A 17,742-nucleotide genomic window follows, 5' to 3' on the forward strand; every position below is an offset into this window, starting at 1 on the left:
TGCCCGCCTGCGTCCAGCGTCGGCGTCGGCACCGGTGAACGAAGGAGAGAAGACCTCAATGGAAGGTCCCGAAATCAAATTCGCCGAAGCCGTTCTCGATAACGGCACGTTCGGCACACGCACGGTCCGGTTCGAGACCGGCCGACTCGCTCAGCAGGCGCAGGGCGCCGTCGCAGCGTACCTCGACGAGGACACGATGCTCCTCTCGGCCACGAGCGCGGGAAAGCACCCGCGCGACGGCTTCGATTTCTTCCCCCTCACGGTAGACGTCGAGGAGCGCAGCTACGCCGCCGGCAAGATCCCCGGTTCGTTCTTCCGTCGCGAGGGACGCCCCTCGACGGAGGCGATCCTCGTCTGCCGCCTGATCGACCGTCCGCTGCGCCCGTCGTTCGTCGACGGTCTCCGCAACGAGGTCCAGATCGTCATCACCGTCCTCTCGATCGCTCCCGGCGAGTTCTATGACGCACTCGCGATCAACGCGGCCTCCGCGTCGACGCAGATCTCGGGACTGCCGTTCTCCGGCCCGATCGCCGGTGTGCGTCTCGCGCTCATCGGTGACCAGTGGGTCGCCTTCCCGACGGCCGCGCAGCTGGAGGACGCCGTCTTCGACATCATCGTCGCCGGCCGTGTCGTCGTCGACGAGAACGGTGCGGAAGACGTCGCGATCATGATGGTCGAGGCTGAAGCGACCGAGCACAGCTGGGGCCTCATCCAGGGCGGCGCGACCAAGCCCAACGAGGCCGTCGTCGCCGAGGGGCTCGAGGCGTCGAAGCCGTTCATCACGGCCCTCGTCAAGGCGCAGGCCGAGCTCGCTGCGCAGAGCGCCAAGGAGATCCAGGACTACCCGGTCTTCCTGCCCTACTCCGACGAGGCCTTCGCCGCGGTCGACGCGATCGCTCACGACGAGCTCGCCGCGATCTACCAGATCGCAGGCAAGGTCGAGCGCCAGAACGCCGACGACGCCCTCAAGGAGCGCGTCAAGGCAGACATCCAGGCGAAGGTCGAGGCCGGCGAGCTCGGCGGCGACGTTCCCCCGATGGTGAGCGCGGCGTACAAGGCCGTCACGAAGAAGATCGTCCGCGGGCGCATCCTGACCGAGGGTATCCGCATGGACGGTCGTGGCCTCGCCGACATCCGCCCGCTCGACGCCGAGGTGCAGGTCATCCCGCGCGTGCACGGCTCCGCCATCTTCCAGCGCGGTGAGACGCAGATCCTCGGGGTCACGACGCTCAACATGTTGAAGATGGAGCAGCAGATCGACTCGCTGTCGCCGGTGAAGTCGAAGCGCTACCTGCACCACTACAACTTCCCGCCCTACTCGACCGGTGAGACCGGTCGAGTCGGCAGCCCGAAGCGTCGCGAGATCGGGCACGGCTTCCTGGCCGAGCGCGCACTCGTGCCGGTGCTGCCGGCGCGCGAGGAGTTCCCTTACGCGATCCGTCAGGTCTCCGAGGCGCTCAGCTCGAACGGCTCGACCTCCATGGGCTCCGTGTGCGCGTCGACCCTCTCGCTCCTCAACGCCGGTGTGCCGCTGCGCGCGCCGGTCGCGGGTATCGCGATGGGTCTCGTCTCCGACACGGTCGACGGTCAGACGCGCTACGCGGCTCTGACCGACATCCTGGGCGCTGAGGACGCGCTCGGCGACATGGACTTCAAGGTCGCCGGTACGTCGGAATTCGTCACGGCCATCCAGCTCGACACGAAGCTCGACGGCATCCCCGCATCGGTCCTCGCGGCAGCGCTCACGCAGGCGAAGGAGGCGCGCTTGACGATCCTCGCTGTCTTGAACGCCGCGATCGACCAGCCCGACGAGATGGCCCCGACGGCTCCGCGCGTCATCAGCGTGCAGATCCCCGTCGACAAGATCGGCGAACTGATCGGCCCGAAGGGCAAGACGATCAACGCGATCCAGGACGAGACCGGCGCCGACATCTCCATCGAGGAGGACGGCACCGTCTACATCGGCGCCGTCGACGGCCCGTCGGCCGAGGCCGCTCGCGCCCAGGTGAACGCGATCGCCAACCCGACGAACCCGGAGGTGGGCGAGCAGTTCCTCGGAACCGTCGTGAAGATCGCGACGTTCGGTGCGTTCGTCTCCCTGCTCCCGGGCAAGGACGGGCTCCTGCACATCTCCGAGGTGCGCAAGCTCGCCGGTGGCAAGCGTGTCGAGAACGTCGAGGACGTGCTCGGAGTCGGCCAGAAGATCCTCGTCGAGATCACGAAGATCGACGACCGCGGCAAGCTCTCGCTCGCGCCGGTCGTCGCCGAGGAGAACGGTGCGGACTCCGCGCCCGCCGAGGCGCCCGCCGAGGCCTGATCCTCTGCCCACGACGGCCCGCCCCTGTTCCGGGGGCGGGCCGTCGTGCGTTCTCGCCCCATAGCCCATTTCCGGGGGCCGTTAGCCAATCGTTATGGAGTTGTCACCGCCAGGCCTCACGTTCAGCCCGGCACCGTCGGTGGTGTGACATAACCTTCCCTCACGGGCACGCCGCACGGCCTGCAGACGAGAGGGGGCGGACATGCCGGAGACTCGCCGCCATGCACCGTCGTTCGATTCCCTCGCCATGGATCGAGAGCATTCGGCGAGCGAGAACGTGCACCCCTCGGAGCCGATCGGCGTCCTGCCAGGACTCCCCGGTATCGGCTCGCGTGTCCGCCGGCCCCTCGGGGAGACCGCTCTCCGCGTGTTCCCGATCGGCCTGGGCGGCAGCGTGTTCGGTTGGACCGCTTCGGCCGACGAGACGCGGCACATCCTCGACCGGTACGCCGACTACGGCGGCAACCTCATCGACACAGCCGACAGCTACGCCGGTGGACTCAGCGAGGTACGGATCGGTGCGTGGATGGCTCACCGGGGCAACCGCGACGACATGGTCGTGTCCACCAAGGTCGGGCGGCACCCCGACGCACCCGGTCTCGGTTCCGTCAACCTCGTGCGCGCCGTCGAGGCCTCGCTCGAGAGGCTGCAGACGGACTACATCGACGTGCTGTTCTTCCACGGTGACGACCCGAGCGTCCCGCTGGAGGATTCGCTGGGTACCGCTGCCTGGCTCGTGGAGACCGGCAAGGTGCGTCACATCGCGGCCTCGAACTTCTCCCCGGAGCGCCTCGTCGAGGCCCGGATCCTCGCGTCGATGGGGCTTCCGCGGTTCGTCGGCGTCCAGCAGGAGTACAGCCTCATGAACCGACGCGGGTTCGAGGGCGACGCCGAACTCGTGGTGCGTGGTCAGCGCCTCGGCGTGCTGCCCTACTACGCACTGGCGAACGGTTTCCTCACGGGGAAGTACCGATCGCGTGCCGACTTCGTCGGTGGGGGCTCGAGGTCGGTGCGTGCGGCCACTCACTTCGGCCGTCGTGGGCTCCGCATCCTCTCCGTTCTCGACCACATCGCCGAGGAGCATCACACCGCGCCTGCCTCGATCGCGCTCGCCTGGCTCCTGGCGAAGAGCGCCGTCACCGCTCCGGTCGTGAGTGCCTCCCGAGCGGACCAGGTGGACGCGATCGTCGCGGCGTCCGGCGTCCAATTGAGCCGGACGCAGATGGTCGAACTCGACCGGGTCAGTTCCTGACCCGACTTCGCACACGCCCATCGGTCCGCCGTGCCGATGTCCGCCCCCTGGCATAGGCTGGGGGAGACGAATCGCACCGTCGCTTTCCGTCCGGTCACCGCGGTGCCCGTTTACGCGTGGGCCCGTCCCGGTGGTGATTGATCACCCAACACCCCGGATCAGCGGAACGCTCGAGGAGGAACGCAGGGATGTCGCAGTACCTCTATTTGGTTCGCCACGGAGAGCAGCAGGACGCTCAGCACGGCATGCCCGACGGGCCCCTCTCCGCTCGAGGTCGGCGACAGGCTCAATTGCTCGCCGAGCGCCTCGGCGGGTTGCCCCTCACCGCGGCGTACCACTCACCCCTGCAGCGCGCGGCCGAGACGGCCTCGATCGTCGCCCAGCGACTCCCGTCGATCTCTCCCGAGGAGTCCTCTCTGCTCTTCGACTGCGTCCCGACGGGCAAGACCCCGGAGACCCCCTCCGCGTACGAGCCGTTCTTCGGGTCGGTCACCGATGAGGAGATCGAGGCCGGCACGGCCCAGATGGCTGACGCCGTCGCCGAGTACCTCGCCCCGCGACCCGGTGAGCGGCACGACGTCCTCATCACGCACAACTTCGTGATCGCCTGGTTCGTCCGCGAGGTCCTCGGCGCTCCCGCCTGGAAGTGGATGACGATCGACCAGGCCAATTGCGGCCTCACGATCATGCAGCGGAAACCGGGACGGCCGTGGAGCATGCTGACGCATAACGACCTCGCGCACCTCCCGGTCGAACTCCGCACCGGTCTGCCTGACCCGCTCCCGGTCTGAGCGGGATCCGATCAGTCGGCGACGAGTCGCTTGCGGTACCAGTTCGTCGCGTTCGGGTTGTCGTTGTAGGGCTCGACGTCCTCGTAGCCGGCCGAGCGGTAGAGCGCAGCGGCGGAGGTGAGGCTCGCGTTCGTGTCGAGCACCATCTCGGTCGCACCGAGAGCGCCGGCTCGTCGCTCGAGCTCGCGGAGAAGCAACGATCCCCAGCCGCGGCCACGGGTCTCTTCGCGCAGGAAGAGGTGCTTGACCTCGAAGACGGTCGGGTCGAGTGACCGCACTCCGCCGCATCCCACGGGGCGACCGTCGTCGTCGAGGACGACGAGGAAGACGCCGTCCGGGGGTGTGAAGCGAGCCGGATCGGGGAAGACCGTCCGGTACACGCCTCCCGTGAAACCGAGCTCCCGGCTCGCGAAGTACTCGGTCAGAAGGCCGTGCGCGATCGGTTCGTCCGTCGCCTGTTCGATGAAGCTCACCACGCCGTCGATCGTAGCGCCCGCCTGTAGGTTGGAGGCATGACAACCACCGTCGCCGTCGCGGGAGCGCGCGGGAAGCTCGGCACACTCATCACGGCGATCATCGACGGATCGGACGACTTCGAACTCGTCGCGTCGCTCGGATCGACGAGCGCGCTGAGTGAGCTCGAGGGGGCCGATCTCGTCGTCGACGTCACGACTCCCGCGGTCAGCCCGAGTGTCGTCGAGCGCGCCATCGGCAACGGCTCGAACGTCCTGGTAGGCACCTCGGGCTGGTCGTCGTCGCGACTGGTGGAACTCGGTCGTCGGCTCGAGGGATCGGATCGCGGCGTCGTCGTGATCCCCAACTTCTCTCTCGGTTCGGTCGTCGCGACGACCCTCGCCGCCGCGGCCTCTCGCTTCTTCGACTCGATCGAGATCCTCGAGGCGCACCGTTCGTCGAAGGTCGACTCCCCGAGCGGCACGGCCGTCCGCACCGCCGAACTCATGGCGACGGCTCGCCGCGACGCCGGGCCCGTCGAGGCGCCGCACGTCGACCAGCGGGCGCGGGGGCAGCAGGTCGCGAGCATCCCGATCCACAGCATGCGACTCCGCGGGGTCGTCGCGAAGCAAGACGTCGTCTTCGGCGGAGACGGCGAGACGCTGACCGTCTCCCATGAGACGATCGAGCCGGCGGCGGCTTACGACACCGGCATTCGCCTCGCTCTGCCCGCCGCTCGCGACGCGCGGGGTCTCGTCGTCGGCCTCGAGAGCCTCGTCGACCTCGGGATCACGCTCCCGGGCCGTCCGTGAAGGGTCGCGTCGCCGTCCTCGTCATGGCGGTCCTGCTGGCGCTCTACCTCGTCCTGGTCGGTCAGCGCGCCGTCCTCTTCGTGCTCACGGGCGAGCCGATCGCCATCGGCATCGGGGTCGCCCTCATCGTGCTCCCGATTGTGGGCGCCTGGGCTCTCGTCCGCGAGATCCGGTTCGGAGCGGCTGCCGAACGGCTCGGCCGTGTCCTCGAGGGCGAGGGCGGTCTGCCCGAGCAGGAGTTCCCCGCACGACCGAGCGGCCGACTCGATCGCGATGCCGTCGACGCCGCCTTCCCCGCCTTCCGCGCCGACGTCGAAGCGGCTCCGAGCGACTGGCGCGCCTGGTACCGGCTCGGTCTCGCCTACGACGGTGCCGGTGACCGGCGCCGCGCGCGCTCGGCGATCCGCGAGGCGATCAGGCTCGAGCGCTGAGCGCCGCGTCGAGCGCGTCCGACACCGTGGGGTGGCGGAAGACGTAGCCGTCGGTGTCGAGAACGCGCGGGGTGATCGCCTGATCGATCAGCAGGAGGTCGTCGGCGGCGTCGCCGAGGGCCGCGCGAACGGCGAGGGCCGGAGCCGGCAACCAGTAGGGCCGCGACAGGCGATCGGCGAGGCCGCGCATGAGGGTGTCGGCCGTGGCCGGCGTCGGCCCGACGATGTTGACCGGGCCGGAGACGTCACTCCGCAGGGCGTGGACGAGACCTCCGACCTCGTCCTCGAGCGAGACCCAGGGCCAGTACTGCCGCCCGCCGCCGAGCGGTCCGCTCACACCGAGCCGGGTCAGTGGGATGAGGGGCTTCAGCACGCCGGCGGTCGCGACGACGATCCCGGTCCGGGCATGGACGACACGCGTCGCGTCTCCGGCGCCGCGCGCGGCGCGCTCCCACGCGACCGTGACCCCGCTCAGGAAGCCGCTCCCGCCGGGGCTCGACTCGTCGAGGGTCTCGCCCGGCCGAGAGCCGTAGTAGCCCGCGGCCGACGCGGACACGAAGACCGCGGGGGGTGTCGGCGAATCGGCGATCGCCGCGGCGAGTGTCGTCGTCGTCGTGAGCCGGGAGTCGAGGATCGTCCGCTTGTACCGCGGTGTCCACGGCAACCGTCCGATGGAGGCGCCTGACAGGTTGACGACGGCGTCGGCGGACGCGATGAGGCGCCGATCGACCCGCCCGGTCGCCGGATCCCACGCGGATTCGTCTGCCGAGTCCGCCGGCCGTCTCACGAGCCGGACGATTTCGTCGCCGCCCCGGCGCAGCCGCTCGACGAGGGCCGAGCCGATGAGGCCACCGGCGCCCGAGACGACGATTCTCACGAGGCGACCGTCATGCGAGGCTCGCCTCGATCGTGATGGGGATGCCGGCGAGAGCCTGCGACACGGGGCAGCCCGACTTCGCCTCCCCGGCGATTCGTTCGAAGTCGTCGCCCGAGATGTCGGGGACGGCGGCGCTCACGAGGAGGTGACTCCCCGTGATACCCGTACCCGGCTGGAACGTGACGGCCGCGGTCGTCTGGATGTTGGTCGGCGTGAAGCCGGCCTCCGTCAGAGCGTTCGCGAAGGCCATCGAGAAGCACGCGGCGTGTGCGGCTCCGAGGAGCTCCTCGGGCGTCGTCGTCGTGCTCGAGCCCTCCGACCGGGCCTTCCAGTCGACGTCGAGCGTCGCGGCCTTCGAGGAGTCGAGGGAGACGGAGCCGGACCCCTCGAAGAGGGAGCCGTTCCAGACGGTCGTCGCTTCACTCGTCACTGCCATGGTGTCCTCCAGAGGTCGTCGCCGGCGGGTCCTCGCCGCGGGTGTCGGCGGCGCCGCCGACTCGAGCAGAGCCTAACCCGGCACGCGGGCAGAGGGGCACCCCTGGCGCGACCGAGAGACTCCTGAACCGATAACCTGGAGCCGTGGCTCTCGTACAGAATCCCTTCGGTCAGGTCCTCGTCGCACTCGTGACTCCGTTCACGAGCGATGGCGAGGTGGCGTGGGACGATGTGGAGAAGCACATCGACGACGTCATCAACGCCGGCGCGGACGGCATCGTCGTCACCGGCACGACGGGGGAGACGTCGACCCTCACCGACGCGGAGAAGCTCCGGCTCGTCGAGGTCGGCAAATCCGTGGCCGCCGGGCGGGCGAAGATCATCACGGGCGGCGGTTCGAACGAGACCGCGCATGCCATCGAGCTCTACCGGGCGAGCGAGCGGGCCGGGGCCGACGGTGTCATGATCGTGACGCCGTACTACAACAAGCCGACCCAGGCCGGAATCCTCACGCACTTCCGCATGATCGCGGACGCGACCGACCTCCCGGTCATCCTCTACGACATCCCCGGTCGCACGGGTGTACCCATCCGTTACGAGACGATCCTGCGCGTCGCGAAGCACCCGAACGTGATCGCCGTGAAGGACGCGAAGGGCGATTTCTCCGAGGTCAGCCGGGTCCTCAACCAGACGGACCTCCTCTACTTCTCGGGCGACGACGCGAATGTGCTCCCGCACCTCTCGATCGGTGCATCAGGCCTCATCGGCGTGACGGCCAACATCGCGGCCACGCCCTACCGTCAGATGATCGATGCGGTCAACGCGGGCGACCTCGCCACGGCGACGGCGGCTCACAAGCGTCTCGAGCCTCTCGTCCGTGCCGTCATGACGCACGTTCCCGGGACCGTCGCGGCGAAGTACATCCTGCATGGCCTCGGCCGCATCTCGAGTCCACGCGTCCGCTTGCCCCTCGTCGGCCCCGAGGAATGGGAGGCCGCGCACATCGAGGACGAGATCGATCTCGTCGCCGACATCCCGGGCGTCGACTTCTCCAACTTCCGGCCCGACCGCAACGCCGCCGCGGGCGGCGCTCTGCCCAAGGTGCACGGAACCACTCGCTAGGAATCACGACAGGAAGAGGGCGGATGACCGGCCAGATCATCGAACCGCCGGCGCTCGAGGCCGGAACGCTGCGCGTCATCCCGATCGGCGGGCTCGGCGAGGTCGGTCGCAACATGACCGTCTTCGAGATCGACGGCAAGCTGCTGGTCATCGATTGCGGCGTGCTCTTCCCCGAGGAGAATCAGCCGGGCGTCGACCTCATCCTCCCGGACTTCTCGCCCATCCAGGACCGGCTCGACGACATCGTCGGAGTCGTCCTCACCCACGGCCACGAGGACCACATAGGGGCGGTGCCGTACCTCCTCCGACTCAAAGCCGACATCCCTCTCATCGGCTCGGGACTCACGCTCGCCCTCGTCGAGGCGAAGCTCAAGGAGCACCGCATCAAGCCGTACACGCTCACGGTGCGGGAGGGCGACGTCGAGCGGCTCGGCCCGTTCGAGCTCCAGTTCATCGCCGTCAACCACTCGATCCCCGACGCGCTCGCCGTGGCCGTGCGGACATCGGCCGGGCTCGTGCTCGCGACGGGCGACTTCAAGATGGACCAGCTGCCCCTCGACGGGCGGCTCACCGATCTCCGCGCCTTTGCCCGGTTGGGCGAGGAGGGGGTCGACCTCTTCCTCTGCGACTCGACGAACGCCGACGTGCCCGGTTTCACCCCGCTCGAGCGCTCGATCGGCCCCGTGCTCGACTCCGTCATCGCGAAGGCACCACGGCGGGTCATCGTCGCGAGCTTCTCGAGCCATGTCCACCGGGTCCAGCAGGTCCTCGACGCGGCCGCGGCGAACGGCCGACGCGTCGCGCTGCTCGGCCGCTCCATGGTCCGCAACATGACGATCGCGGCCGACCTCGGTTACCTCACCGTGCCGGACGACGTCCTCATCGACTACCGCAAGGCCCACGACATCCCCGACGACAAGATCGTGTTCATGTCGACCGGCTCTCAGGGAGAGCCGATGGCCGTCCTGAGTCGCATGGCGAACCTCGACCACGCGATCGAGCCGGGCCCGGGAGACACCGTCATCCTCGCGTCGAGCCTCATCCCGGGGAACGAGAACGCCGTCTATCGCGTGATCGACGGGCTCACGAAGCTCGGGGCGAACGTCGTCCACAAGGCGAATGCGAAGGTGCACGTGTCGGGACACGCGGCTGCCGGCGAGTTGCTCTACTGCTACAACATCCTGAAGCCGAAGAACGTGCTGCCGGTGCACGGCGAGTTCCGGCATCTGTCGGCCAACGCGAAGCTCGCCGTCGACACGGGGGTCCCGCGGGAGAACACGATCCTCGCGGAGGACGGTACCGTCGTCGACCTCCGGGACGGCGTCGCGCGTGTGGTCGGGCAGCTCGAACTGGGGTACGTGTACGTCGACGGGTCGACGGTCGGCGAGATCACCGACGCGGATCTGAAGGACCGTCGCATCCTCGGTGAGGAGGGCTTCATCTCGATCATCTGCGTCGTCGAGGCCCAGACGGGGCGACTCGTCGTCGGCCCGGAGATCCACGCGCGCGGCTTCGCGGAGGACGACGCGGTGTTCGACGCCGTCAAGCCCAAGATCGCGGCCGCTCTCGCCGAGGCCGCATCCAACGGTGTGCGGGACTCGCACGCGCTCTCGCAGACCGTTCGGCGGACCGTGGGCCGCTGGGTCAACACCTCATACCGTCGCCGCCCGATGATCGTTCCGCTCGTCATCGAGGCCTGACCGCAAATCCATCCACAGGCTGATGACGCCCTGCGTGGCGTCCCCATAGGCTGACCTCGATCGCGCGCCCGGGGAGGGCTCGACGGAGGGTGGGTCATGGGCGTCTGGCGGAAGTGGATCTTCCCGATCATCCGGCTCCTCGTGTTCTCGATCATCGCGGTCGCCCTCGTCAAGCTCGCGTTTTTCCCCGACGCTTCCGAGGAAGCGGCGCCGGCCGAGCCGACCGGTACCGTCTCCGAGTCCATCGTGACGGTGGAGCGTGGATCGGTCATCAACGACGTGCTCGTCGACGGATCGATCGTTGCGGATCCGGCCGCCGAGGCGAAGGCGCCGCTCGCCGGCGACATCCTCGAGCTCCGGGTCGGGTCCGGGGCGACGGTCGGCAAGGGTGATGTGATCGCCGTCGTGCGGAAGGAGATCGTCCAGGACCCGGTCATCGACGTCAACGAGGAGACCGGTGAGGAGACCGTCACCGACCGGGCCCCGCTGTACCGTACCGAGGAGGTCACGGCTCCGGTCGCCGGTGTCGTGAGTGCTCTCCCGGTCGTGAAGGGGCAGGTCGTCGAGATCGGCGACACGGTCGCGAGCATCGCGCCCCCCACCTTCAGCGTCACGGGCACGATCGCGCCCGAGGAGCAGTACCGGCTGCAGGAGAAGCCGACGGAGGCGGCGGTCGAGGTCGTCGGCGGGCCGGGGTCGTTCACGTGCACGAATCTCACGATCAGCGTTCCCCTGGCCGGCAGTGCGCCCGAGGGAGGCGACGACCTCGGCGGCGGGGAGACGGCAGCGGGTGCGACGGTCCGTTGCGCGGTCCCGGGCGACGTCACCGTCTTCTCCGGGCTGACCGGGACGATCTCGATGCCGGGAGGATCTGCGGAGGACGTGCTCGTCCTGCCCGTCACGGCGGTCAAGGGCAACTCGCAGGAGGGATCGGTGTGGCTCATGGGCGACGACGGCGAGCCCGTCGAGACCCCTGTGGGGCTCGGACTGAACGACGGCTCGATCGTCGAGGTGAGCGGGATCGACGAGGGGGCGAGCGTGCTCGAGTTCATCCCCGTCGACGACCCCACCGATGTCGGCGCGGGTGACGGTTGCATCGAGGAGCCGGACGGCACCGTCTTCTGCGACGACGGGACCATAGAGGGATGAGCCTCCTCGAGCTCGATGACGTCACGCGCACCGTCCAGATCGCGGACTCGGACGCGCTGACCATCCTGACCGGGGTCGACCTCGAGGTGGACGCGGGCGACCGTGTCTCGATCGTGGGCCGCTCCGGGTCCGGCAAGTCGACCCTGCTCAATCTGCTGGGGCTGCTCGACCTGCCGACCACGGGGGAGTTGCGGTGGGACTGCGTCGACGTCCGGTCGATGCGCTCGGGGCATCGGGACCGGATCCGTGGGCGCGAGATCGGGTTCATCTTCCAACAGTTCAACCTGCTCGAGGGCAGAACGGCGATGGAGAACGCCGTCGTTCCGCTCCTTTACGCCGACGGCACGTCCTTCTGGCGTCGCGAACGGATCGCCCGCGAAATGCTCGAGCGCGTGGGACTCGGCCACCGGCTCGACTCCCTGCCGAGCAGCCTCTCGGGCGGTGAGCAGCAGCGCGTCGCGATCGCTCGGGCCCTGGTGCGGACGCCGCGCGTCATCCTCGCGGACGAGCCGACGGGTGCACTGGACCTCGAGACGGGGCAATCGGTCATGGACCTGCTCGATGAGATCGTCGCGGAGCAGGGCGCAGCCCTCGTCACGATCACTCACGACCCCGCGATCGCCGCGCGTGGTGATCGGCACCTCCGGCTCGATTCCGGTGTCCTCACGGTCGATGAGGCCACCGCGGCGGCCGCGGTGGAGCAGCGAGCGGTCGGACTGTGACGCGGATCGTCACCTCCGTCGTGGGAGCGATCGTGGAGGCCTGGCAGGAAGTGCGCGTCCACCGTGGCCGCGTCCTCCTCTCGCTCGTCGGCGTCACGGTCGCCGTCTCCGCCCTCTCGGCGAGCGTCGCAGTCACGGAGATCGCCCAACGCGCCGTCCTCGAGCAGGCCGAGAGCTCGTCCGGTCGGCCGTTCACCATGAGCGCGAACCTCACGCCCGCCGGGAGCCTCTCGCGGGAGAAGACCGACCGAGCGTGGTTCGAGACGCTCGAGCGCTTCGACATCTCCTATGCGACTCGGGTCGTGAGCGACTACTCACCCGTGCAGTTCTCTGACGGAACCGCGGAAACGTCCATGGTCTTCGTCGACGGCCCGTACGCCACTCTGCACCGCACGCGGATCGACGAGGGGTCCTGGTTCGCGGTCGGCGACGCCGATCGCCTCGCGCCGGCCATTGTCGTGAACGAGGCCTTCTGGCAGCGGATCGGCTCACCGGATCTGGGCACCCACCCTACTGTGACGTCGAGCCGTTTCGGCGACGCGACTCTCGTCGTGATCGGTGTGTACGCGAGTCCGTCGTGGGATACGGAGCCTGGTCTCATGATGCTCGCCGAGTCCGCGTCTGCGATCCTCCCTCCCGGCGACCTCGACCATCTCTCACCGATGTACGAGATGTGGGTGCCGCCGGAGGCGGGCGAGGAGCTCATGAACCTCGTCGAGCTCGATCTCGAGTCCCGGTTGGGGGAGGGGGCCTCCGTCGAGATCTACCGCACCGACTACGGCGCGTATATGGATGACCCGACGGCTGTACTGCGCATGCTCACGATCGGGATCGGATCCGTGATCCTGCTGCTCGGAGCCCTCGGGCTACTCAACATCGCCCTCGTCACGGTGCGCCAGCGCATCCGCGAGATCGGGATCCGCCGTTCGATGGGAGCGACCTCGAGCCGAGTGTTCTTCTCGGTCATGATGGAGTCCGTCGTCGCGACCGCCGTCGCCGGAGTCGTCGGCGTGATGCTCGCCGTGCTCATCGTCAAGCTGCCGATCGTCGAGGAGTTCTTGACCCAGGGCATGGTGGCGGACCCTCCGGCGTTCCCCATGAGCGCCGCCGTCTTCGGGCTCGTGGCGGCGACGTTCGTCGGCGCCCTCGCGGGGCTCATCCCTGCGATCGTCGCGGTTCGTGTCAAACCCATCGACGCGATTCGGATCTGACACTCCGGAAACGCCGCCGAAACGTTCGCGGACTATCGTTCGCGCATGACGGCGTTCCTGCTGCGGCCAGCGTTGGGCGATGATGCGCGCTTCCTCGCCGACATGCTCGTGGAGGCGGCGAACTGGTCGCCCCGCAATCAGCGGCCCCGGCTGCAGGTCCTCGCCGATCCGTCGCTCGCGCTGTACGTCTCGGGCTGGATGAGGCCGGGAGATGGCGGCGTGGTGGCGGAATCGAGTTCCGGGGACCGCATCGGGGCGTGCTGGTACCGACTGTTCGACAGCTCGAAGCCCGGTGCCGGTTTCGTCGGGGGAGGGGTTCCCGAACTCACCCTCGGTGTCGCCCGACAGTGGCGCGCCCAGGGAGTCGGCCGTGAACTGTTGCGTGGGCTGTGCGGGATGGCGCGCGCCGCCGGTCATGCCCGGCTCTCCCTGAGCGTCGACCACGGGAACTTCGCTCATCGGCTTTATGTCGGTGAGGGGTTCGTCGTCGTGGCTTCGACCGAGCGCTCCGACACCATGGTGAAGATCCTCCGCTGACTACGCGCCGGAGGCGACGACGCGGGTCCGCGCTAAACCCGAGTCACTCCGGCGGGATGACGGGGGTTCGTCGTACCGTTGGGGACATGGCTACGAGCACCAAGTCGTCTGGAAAAGGCCGCGCATCGACGCGGTCGACGCCGTCGCGCACGCGAACGAAGACGGTGCCGCTCCCGGAGCCGGAGCCCGAGTCGGGTCCGAACCTCCTCGTGCGCGGCTGGATGGGGCTCGCGCACCTCGCCGGGGGTGCGGCGCGCGCCCTGGGGTCGGACACGCTCACGAAGGATCAGCGCCGGGACGGTGTTCCCTTCCTCATCGTCCTCCTCGCGATCGTCGGCATGGCGGTCGAGTGGTTCGGCACGACGAACGACGTCGCCCGTTCGTTCCACGACTACTCGTTCGGCGGCCTCTTCGGGCGGGTGGCCTTCGCGCTCCCAGTCGTCATGCTGATGCTCGCGTACTGGCTCTTCCGGCACCCCTCGTCGGTCCACGACAACGGGCGTGTCGGCATCGGACTCGGCCTCTTCCTCTTCGGCGTCACGGGTATCTGCCACGTCGCGAGCACGCAGCCGAGTCCGGGCGCGGGCGGCATGCCGGCTCTCGCAACGGCCGGTGGTCTCGTGGGCTGGGTGATCGGTGCCCCGCTCGCCGCGGTGATCACCCCCATCGGCGCGATCGTCGTCTTGTCCCTCCTCACGCTGCTCAGCCTCTTCATCATCACGAAGACCCCGCCCGCGAAAGTACCCGCCCGTCTGCGTCAGCTCTGGGCGTGGATGTTCGGCGCCGAGCACAACGACCGCGCGACAGGCGAGGCGAAGACGAGTGTGCTCGACGAGGCCGAGCCCGCCGAGGAATCGTTGCCGTGGTGGCGTCGAAACAAGAGCGGCCGGGAGGACGCGCCCTCCTTCGAGTCGACCGGCGCCGACGACATGACCGAGCTGCTGAGTGGCGGGACGGTGGGCGGTTTCGACTCTCCCGTCGAGCCCGAGGCCCCACGGGCGGTCACGTCTCACACGGAGGTCCTCGGCGATCTCTCTGCGGCCGAACGCGCCGTCGCGGACTACTCCGGATCGCCGGCCGCGGCGGTCGGGCTCCACGACGACTCGGTGTCCGGCGACACCGAGGCTCTGCCCGGGCTCGGGAGCGTTGCGCTGCGCGGGGAGGATGAGGCGACCCTCGCCAAGCCGACCACTCCGACGCAGCCCTACAGCCTGCCCTCCACGGCGACCCTCGGCGCCGGTTCCCCGGCGAAGCAGCGGTCCGCGGCGAACGACGAGGCCGTGCGGTCGATCACGAGCGTGCTCGACCAGTTCGGCGTCGACGCGAAGGTCACCGGCTTCTCCCGTGGGCCAACCGTGACGCAGTACGAGATCGAGCTGGGTCCCGGGGTCAAGGTCGAGCGCGTCACAGCACTGTCCAAGAACCTCGCGTACGCGGTGGCCTCGAACGAAGTCCGTATCCTGTCGCCGATCCCGGGCAAGAGTGCGATCGGCATCGAGATCCCGAACACGGACCGCGAGATCGTCACCCTCGGCGACGTCTTGAGGTCGAACGCGGCGACGGCGAGCACGCATCCCATGACGATCGGCGTCGGCAAGGATGTCGGAGGCGGCTTCGTCGTCGCGAACCTGGCGAAGATGCCCCACCTCCTCGTCGCGGGATCCACGGGCTCGGGAAAGTCGGTGTTCGTCAACTCCATGATCACGAGCCTGCTCATGCGGGCGAAGCCCACCGAAGTCCGCATGGTCTTGATCGACCCGAAGCGCGTCGAGCTCGCTCCGTATGCCGGCGTGCCCCACCTCATCACGCCCATCATCACGAACCCGAAGAAGGCCGCGGAAGCGCTGCAGTGGGTCGTCAAGGAGATGGACATGCGGTACGACGACCTCGCGTCGTTCGGTTTTCGCCACATCGACGACTTCAACAAGGCCGTCATCGCGGACGAGATCGTCCTGCCGGCAGGCAGCGAGCGGGTCCTCAAGCCGTACCCGTACCTCCTCGTCGTCGTCGACGAGCTCGCCGACCTCATGATGGTCGCTCCGCGCGACGTCGAGGACTCGATCGTGCGCATCACGCAGCTGGCACGGGCCTCGGGCATCCACCTCGTGCTCGCGACGCAGCGTCCGTCGGTCGACGTCGTGACGGGTCTCATCAAGGCGAACGTGCCCTCGCGCCTCGCATTCGCCGTCGCGAGTGTCACCGACTCCCGCGTCATCCTCGATCAGCCGGGGGCGGACAAGCTCATCGGCCAGGGTGATGCGCTCTTCCTGCCGATGGGCGCGTCGAAGGCCGTCAGAGTCCAGGGTGCGTGGGTCGCCGAGTCCGAGATCGAGAAGGTCGTCAAGCACGTGACGGCGCAGGCTCGACCCGAATACCGGCCCGACGTCGCCCAGGTCGCCGAGAAGAAGGAGGTCGATGCCGACATCGGCGACGACCTCGAGCTCCTCCTCGCGGCCACGGAACTCGTCGTGTCGACCCAGTTCGGCTCGACCTCGATGCTGCAGCGCAAGCTGCGCGTGGGGTTCGCCAAGGCGGGCCGGCTCATGGACCTGCTCGAGTCGCGAGAGGTGGTCGGTCCGTCCGAGGGGTCGAAGGCGCGCGATGTGCTCGTGACCGCTGAACAGCTTCCGGCGGTCATGGCCCGTATGCGCGGCGAGGACCCCGTAGGGGCCGCACCGGTGGCTCCCGCAGCAGCGGTTGCCGCTCCAGCGGCCGTGCTCCCGGCGACCGGTGACCCGGTCGAGGATCAATTCGCGGGTTATCCTGTCGTCGACGGCGATTCGGACGAGGACGCCTGGGGCCTGACGGGCAGGGAGTGAACGGTGGTCGACGGCGCGATGGGGCACGGTTCCGCCCCGCGGAACCTGAACCTCCCGAACGTGATCACGGTCGTCAGGATGCTGCTCGCGCCGGTCTTCCTCTGGCTGCTCTTCGCTGACGCGGGGGAAGGAGGAGGATTGCGCTGGGCGGCGACCGCCGTGTTCGTCGTCGCGATCGCGACCGACGGGATCGACGGCTATATCGCGCGCAGCCGTGACATCGTCACCGACCTCGGCAAGCTCCTCGATCCCATCGCCGACAAGGTCCTGACCGGAGCGGCCCTCGTCGCGCTGTCGATCCTCTCGGAGCTTCCCTGGTGGATCACGATCGTGATCCTCGTCCGCGAGGTCGGAATCACGGTGCACCGCATGGTCGTCCTCTCCGATCACGTCGTCGCGGCGGCGTGGATGGGCAAGCTCAAGACCGTGGTCCAGGCCGTCGCGATCTCCGTCGCCCTCGCGCCGCTCGCCCCCGTCGTCGGCGACTGGATCATGGTGGTGAACGTCGTCCTCATGTCGGCCGCGCTCGTCCTCACCGTGGCGAGCGGGGTCGACTACATGGCCGCGGAGGCGCGCGGGGCTCGCGCAGCCCGCCGCTCGCGCCCATGACGGTCGACACAGCGGATCTCATCCGTGCGCTCGGGGAGGCGGGCCACACGGTCGCCATCGCGGAGTCGCTCACCGGCGGAGCCCTCGCGTCAGCCCTCATCGCGACGCCCGGAGCATCGGCCGTGGTCCGCGGAGCCGTCGTCGCCTACGACACCGAACTCAAGTCCTCGGTGCTCGGGGTCGATCGTGGTCTCCTCGAGCGGGAGGGACCCGTTCACGCCGAGGTCGCCCGCCAGATGGCCGCCGGCGTGCGATGCGTCCTCGCGACGGCGGCTGGCCCGGCGTCGATCGGCGTGTCGACCACCGGTGTCGCCGGTCCCTCGAGCCAGGGGGGTCGGCCACCCGGCACGGTCTTCGTCGCCGTGAGCACCGATGCCGGGCTGCTCTCGCGCGAGGCCGAGTTCGCGGGAGACCGCGCTGCAATCCGCTCGGCGGCCGTGGAACTCGCGCTCGAGATGCTCGGGAATAGCGTGCGTTAATTCGCCGTTACATCCCGTGTACACAC

At 68.9% G+C, this 17,742-nt stretch carries 17 protein-coding genes; 14 read left to right on the forward strand and 3 right to left on the reverse strand.

Translation table 11 applies throughout. The features are described 5' to 3' along the window. Positions 1-58: 58 nt before the first annotated feature. From ELQ92_RS15335 to ELQ92_RS15345, 3 genes are all read left to right on the forward strand, one after another. On the forward strand, positions 59-2,317 hold the full coding sequence (locus ELQ92_RS15335) for a polyribonucleotide nucleotidyltransferase (RefSeq protein ID WP_128500200.1): 2,259 nt from the start codon (positions 59-61) through the stop codon (positions 2,315-2,317). A gap of 202 nt (positions 2,318-2,519) precedes the next feature. Further along, complete coding sequence (locus ELQ92_RS15340; protein WP_128500201.1) at positions 2,520-3,569, forward strand: aldo/keto reductase; 1,050 nt, start codon at positions 2,520-2,522, stop codon at positions 3,567-3,569. A gap of 188 nt (positions 3,570-3,757) precedes the next feature. Beyond that, entirely contained in the window at positions 3,758-4,360 is a 603-nt protein-coding gene (locus ELQ92_RS15345; RefSeq protein WP_128500202.1) for a histidine phosphatase family protein, read from the forward strand. 11 nt (positions 4,361-4,371) lie between these two features. On the opposite strand, the gene ELQ92_RS15350 is transcribed toward ELQ92_RS15345, so the two are convergent. Next, positions 4,372-4,836: a GNAT family N-acetyltransferase gene (locus tag ELQ92_RS15350; protein ID WP_128500203.1), complete on the reverse strand. Its 465-nt coding sequence runs from the start codon at positions 4,834-4,836 to the stop codon at positions 4,372-4,374. Positions 4,837-4,872: 36 nt separating this feature from the next. Between ELQ92_RS15350 and dapB the strand changes: the two genes are divergently transcribed. Next, on the forward strand, positions 4,873-5,625 hold the full coding sequence (gene dapB / locus ELQ92_RS15355; RefSeq protein ID WP_128500204.1) for a 4-hydroxy-tetrahydrodipicolinate reductase: 753 nt from the start codon (positions 4,873-4,875) through the stop codon (positions 5,623-5,625). Continuing rightward, the gene (locus ELQ92_RS15360; RefSeq protein ID WP_128500205.1) at positions 5,622-6,056 is read left to right on the forward strand and encodes a tetratricopeptide repeat protein; all 435 of its coding nucleotides are present in this window, start codon (positions 5,622-5,624) and stop codon (positions 6,054-6,056) included. The genes dapB and ELQ92_RS15360 overlap by 4 nt, the downstream gene beginning before the upstream one ends. Here the strand turns inward: ELQ92_RS15360 and ELQ92_RS15365 are convergent. Further along, positions 6,040-6,933 carry a TIGR01777 family oxidoreductase gene (locus ELQ92_RS15365; RefSeq protein WP_128500206.1) on the reverse strand — a complete coding sequence of 298 codons (894 nt, stop codon included), beginning with the start codon at positions 6,931-6,933 and terminating at the stop codon, positions 6,040-6,042. The genes ELQ92_RS15360 and ELQ92_RS15365 overlap by 17 nt on opposite strands. Positions 6,934-6,943: 10 nt before the next feature. Continuing rightward, positions 6,944-7,369 (reverse strand): OsmC family peroxiredoxin, encoded by a 426-nt coding sequence (locus ELQ92_RS15370; protein ID WP_128500207.1) that lies wholly within the window; start codon positions 7,367-7,369, stop codon positions 6,944-6,946. A gap of 143 nt (positions 7,370-7,512) precedes the next feature. Between ELQ92_RS15370 and dapA the strand changes: the two genes are divergently transcribed. From dapA to ELQ92_RS15415, 9 genes are all read left to right on the forward strand, one after another. Then, positions 7,513-8,490 carry a 4-hydroxy-tetrahydrodipicolinate synthase gene (dapA, locus tag ELQ92_RS15375; RefSeq protein ID WP_128500208.1) on the forward strand — a complete coding sequence of 326 codons (978 nt, stop codon included), beginning with the start codon at positions 7,513-7,515 and terminating at the stop codon, positions 8,488-8,490. Positions 8,491-8,513: 23 nt separating this feature from the next. Further along, on the forward strand, positions 8,514-10,190 hold the full coding sequence (locus ELQ92_RS15380) for a ribonuclease J (protein WP_128500209.1): 1,677 nt from the start codon (positions 8,514-8,516) through the stop codon (positions 10,188-10,190). Positions 10,191-10,286: 96 nt separating this feature from the next. Continuing rightward, positions 10,287-11,339 carry an efflux RND transporter periplasmic adaptor subunit gene (locus tag ELQ92_RS15385; RefSeq protein WP_128500210.1) on the forward strand — a complete coding sequence of 351 codons (1,053 nt, stop codon included), beginning with the start codon at positions 10,287-10,289 and terminating at the stop codon, positions 11,337-11,339. Then, positions 11,336-12,061, forward strand: a complete 726-nt coding sequence (locus ELQ92_RS15390) for an ABC transporter ATP-binding protein (RefSeq protein WP_128500211.1) — start codon at positions 11,336-11,338, stop codon at positions 12,059-12,061. Before ELQ92_RS15385 ends, ELQ92_RS15390 begins: the two co-directional genes overlap by 4 nt. Then, positions 12,058-13,272 carry an ABC transporter permease gene (locus tag ELQ92_RS15395; RefSeq protein ID WP_128500212.1) on the forward strand — a complete coding sequence of 405 codons (1,215 nt, stop codon included), beginning with the start codon at positions 12,058-12,060 and terminating at the stop codon, positions 13,270-13,272. The genes ELQ92_RS15390 and ELQ92_RS15395 overlap by 4 nt, the downstream gene beginning before the upstream one ends. Before the next feature lie 45 nt (positions 13,273-13,317). Beyond that, the gene (locus ELQ92_RS15400) at positions 13,318-13,809 is read left to right on the forward strand and encodes a GNAT family N-acetyltransferase (protein ID WP_128500213.1); all 492 of its coding nucleotides are present in this window, start codon (positions 13,318-13,320) and stop codon (positions 13,807-13,809) included. A gap of 86 nt (positions 13,810-13,895) precedes the next feature. Further along, positions 13,896-16,628: an FtsK/SpoIIIE family DNA translocase gene (locus ELQ92_RS15405; protein WP_128500214.1), complete on the forward strand. Its 2,733-nt coding sequence runs from the start codon at positions 13,896-13,898 to the stop codon at positions 16,626-16,628. 18 nt (positions 16,629-16,646) lie between these two features. Further along, positions 16,647-17,237 carry a CDP-diacylglycerol--glycerol-3-phosphate 3-phosphatidyltransferase gene (gene pgsA / locus ELQ92_RS15410; protein ID WP_128500247.1) on the forward strand — a complete coding sequence of 197 codons (591 nt, stop codon included), beginning with the start codon at positions 16,647-16,649 and terminating at the stop codon, positions 17,235-17,237. Further along, complete coding sequence (locus ELQ92_RS15415; protein ID WP_128500215.1) at positions 17,234-17,716, forward strand: CinA family protein; 483 nt, start codon at positions 17,234-17,236, stop codon at positions 17,714-17,716. The genes pgsA and ELQ92_RS15415 overlap by 4 nt, the downstream gene beginning before the upstream one ends. Positions 17,717-17,742: the final 26 nt, after the last annotated feature.

It is taken from the genome of Labedella populi, assembly GCF_004078655.1.
In the GTDB taxonomy this organism is placed as follows: Bacteria; Actinomycetota; Actinomycetes; order Actinomycetales; family Microbacteriaceae; genus Labedella; species Labedella populi.